At 36.6% G+C, this 3830-nt stretch carries 2 protein-coding genes and 1 CRISPR repeat array; of the genes, one reads left to right on the top strand and one right to left on the bottom strand.

Annotated features, from left to right (window positions below):
* Positions 1 to 185: 185 nt before the first annotated feature.
* Positions 186 to 980, top strand: a complete 795-nt coding sequence (locus ACP6PM_RS08480; RefSeq protein ID WP_426583630.1) for a sulfite exporter TauE/SafE family protein — start codon at positions 186 to 188, stop codon at positions 978 to 980.
* Positions 981 to 1562: 582 nt separating this feature from the next.
* Positions 1563 to 2478: a CRISPR direct-repeat array (repeat unit 37 nt; unit sequence GTTTAAACTAACTAAAATCCCTATTAGGGATTGAAAC).
* A gap of 199 nt (positions 2479 to 2677) precedes the next feature.
* On the opposite strand, the gene ACP6PM_RS08475 is transcribed toward ACP6PM_RS08480, so the two are convergent.
* Positions 2678 to 3532: a carbohydrate ABC transporter permease gene (locus ACP6PM_RS08475; protein WP_426583628.1), complete on the bottom strand. Its 855-nt coding sequence runs from the start codon at positions 3530 to 3532 to the stop codon at positions 2678 to 2680.
* Positions 3533 to 3830: the final 298 nt, after the last annotated feature.

Below are 3830 nucleotides of genomic sequence, written 5' to 3'. Positions count from 1 at the left end.
GTTCCCTGTTCCCTGTTCCCTGTTCCCTGTTCCCTGTTCCCTGTTCCCTGTTCCCCGTTCCCTGTTCCCTGTTCCCTCTTTTCCGGAGAGGTCTATTTAGTAATACCATTCGTTTTGGGGTATCCTTTCAGTTATATTGAATTCAAGTTTATGTGTCTAACTTTAGTTAAAAACAACTCTTAATAATGATTCCAACAAACCTGTTTATTTTAGGTCTAGGTGGTCTTTGTTCCGGTATTCTAGCTGGATTTTTAGGAATTGGCGGTGGTATGGTTATGGTAACGTTGTTAGTAGCTTTGGGATATCAACCTATACAAGCAGTAGCAACTAGCGCTTTAGCTATTACAATTACAGCGACTTCCGCTACCCTACAAAATTGGCGTATGGGTTACATTAAACCTCAAAGAGTTCTTTTGTTGGCATTGCCAGCATTATTTGTCGCCCAAGTTGGGGTTTATTTGGCGGAACAACTCTCCTCGACTCTGTTATTATTGGGTTTTGGTTTACTAATGTTGGTTAATATTTATCTGTTCGAGTTACGCAAGGGTGTTATAGCTAAACAAAAGGATGCTGAAAACAATGGTGAAAAACGGCAAGGTGCAAATCCTACTATTGCTAGAATTATTACCGGGGGAACTGGAGGGTTATTAGCTGGTTTGTTTGGAGTTGGCGGTGGGGTAATTATGGTACCTCTGCAAATTCTTTTACTCGGCGAACCTATCAAAGTTGCTATTCAAACAAGTCTAGGTGTCATTGTTGTCACTTCTATATCCGCTGCTTTCGGTCATTATTTGAATGGTAATGTTGTGTTTGTGGCAGGTTTGTTTCTCGGTTTTGGGGGTTTGATCGGGGCTCAAATTAGCACTCGTTTTCTGCCGAAGTTATCTAGTTCAGTTGTGAGTTTTGCTTTTCGGAGTTTGTTGGTAATTTTAGCTATTTACACATTCTGGAAAGCTTGGCAAATATCTAGTGGCTCTTAGATGGTCTAATGTATCGCTAGTTGGGGGAGGTGGGGTGATGGGGTAATGAGGAGGTGGGGAGATTGAATATTCTCATAGATAGTAATCATAAACATAAGTAGCCACGCGTAATTAAATATTACTATGTCATTGCGACTGGAACGGAGTGGAAGGAAGCAATCTCAAGGGTTTCGACCGCATTAATATTTTGTTACATAGTGAAGTTTATTCGTGCCTAGCTACTTAATATTATATAATTGGATTCTATATGACTTCGGACTTCAGCTATATTTCCCTGGCCTTGAGAAAAGTAGGGCATTTTTTAATTTTTAGGCCAATAAAATTAGGCTATTTGCGCGGATGGGTAGCTGTACAAGATAAGAGGTGAAAAAAAATGGCTGAGATTCAGTATTGGCAATAGTTTGAGCTTCGTAGGAGGTTAGAGGCGATCGTCGCAATTTTTGTATTGCTTGACTGGTAAGGGTTTAGAAGATTTTGTTTGGGTAAGCTATTGCAATTTTTTGAATCTTCATGTTACTTTATCTATGGTCATCGCAAATGTACCTTGACAATTAAATATGCTCTGGGTTCTACAACCCTGCTGTTTAAACTAACTAAAATCCCTATTAGGGATTGAAACCTAGCAACAAATGATGTTCTAGCAAGTGGTCTGTTTAAACTAACTAAAATCCCTATTAGGGATTGAAACATGGCTGAACAACTGACCTCTCCTAGATTTAAGAGTTTAAACTAACTAAAATCCCTATTAGGGATTGAAACAAGGAGTATTGATTTAGTTGAGCGCGAGTTTCTAGCCCTGGTTTAAACTAACTAAAATCCCTATTAGGGATTGAAACTAAGCTCGTGTCAGTCAAAGGGTTGCAGCGCAGCGTTACCGGTTTAAACTAACTAAAATCCCTATTAGGGATTGAAACTTTGATAAAGCTAACGAACTCTATAAAAGCAGGGTTTAAACTAACTAAAATCCCTATTAGGGATTGAAACAATAAAAAAGATGGCGAGTTATGATTCTCGCCATCAATGCTGGTTTAAACTAACTAAAATCCCTATTAGGGATTGAAACTTTGAAAATAAATTTACTAATAAACCAAAGCCAAAGCGTTTAAACTAACTAAAATCCCTATTAGGGATTGAAACGAAAATCATCATTGTGGATAGCGAAAACTAGGGAGGTTTAAACTAACTAAAATCCCTATTAGGGATTGAAACAAAATAGGAATATTAAGACAGTGCAGCTCCTTTTTCAGTTTAAACTAACTAAAATCCCTATTAGGGATTGAAACTCTTTTTGCTGTCACAATTGACATTTCTAGCAGCGTTTAAACTAACTAAAATCCCTATTAGGGATTGAAACCTGTAAGGATTTCAGTCTTTCCTGGCAGCTTTCCTTTGGTTTAAACTAACTAAAATCCCTATGAGGGATTGAAATTTAGCAATTTGTAATGCCTCCTTTTTTAACAAATTTAAACTAACTAAAATTCCTATTAGGGATTGAAACAAGCTAGCCTTATTTTCTTTTCTGTAATAAACGTCAATAGGAAAGTCTGGTAGGGTGCGTTACGCTCCACTTTTTCCGCTAACGTACCGTTTTTTTTGTTGCTAATATCTGACTTTATGTCAACCTTTAACAGGACGATTTTTTTTCTTGCTTTAAGGTGGGTGCGTTACGCTATCGCTAACAACACCCTACGTCTAAGTCAACCTTTAACAGCACCTGCGGTAATACCTTGAACAATTCGCCGTTGAGCTATTAATACTAAAATTACTAAAGGAAATGTACCTGTGACGGTTGCTGCTGCAATAGGTCCATAGGGAATTTCAAAGAGGGAAGTACCCCCTATTTGAGCAACTGCAACAGGAATGGTATACATTTCTGAACGAGTAATAAAAGTCAGGGCAAAAATAAACTCATTCCAAGCAAAAATAAAGGTTAAAATTCCTGTGGTTACTAATGCTGGAATTGTGAGAGGTAAAACAATATTCCACAACATAGAAATTGTGTTGTAACCATCTATTTTAGCTGAATCTTCTATATCTTTTGGTAACTGTTGGAAAAAGCTTCTTAAAACCAGAATTGTCAGAGGTAAGTTAATGCCTGTGTAAGGAATAATTAGGGATATATAATTATTACCTAAACCAATAGCTCTAATAATTTCTAATAGTCCCAAAAATAACAATACATAAGGAAACAGACTGACGATTAAAACACAGGCAATAATAATATTTTCTCCAGGTATTTTTAATCGTGTTAAAGTATAAGCAGCAGGTGCTCCTATTCCTAAACAAATAATTGTCGAAATAATCGAAACAAAAGCACTATTAAAAATATAGGGAAGAAAACCCCAACCGAGACTGAGATAGTGTTCAAAAGTTAATTGGTTTGGGGCGGGAAAGTAGATATTAGGAACTGCTGATATTGCTTCATTAGTTTTGAAAGAAGTTAGTAACTGCCATAAAACAGGAGCGAGGCAAAATATTACAGTTAAAACTACACTTATCCACAGAATTATTCTGCCTATTTTGATTGACGATTGATTTTTTGATATAGACATTTTTGATTCCTCATTTTAACTTTTAATCTCATGTCTGGTTGAATAGTTATAATTAAAGCTTGTAGTAGGGCTTCAGCCCTAAGATAGATATTTGGTAGTCCTGCACAGTAATGGTGAAGATATATACTTTAGTAATTTCTTCCCACACTCCCCATACCTCCCACACTTCCCACACTCTCTCTACCATTACTATGGACTACCAACAGATATTTTATGGGCTAAAGCCCAACTACAAACAAAAACTTTTTTATCACTTATTATTTAGATGTCATATAACTTTTAACTTTCCCATATAAGA

Origin of the sequence: Dapis brunnea BLCC-M229, from assembly GCF_050015995.1 — a bacterium.
GTDB lineage: Bacteria > Cyanobacteriota > Cyanobacteriia > Cyanobacteriales > Microcoleaceae > Trichodesmium.
The sequence above is the reverse complement of the archived record's forward strand: the minus strand, read 5'-3'. Positions and strand labels throughout refer to the sequence as shown.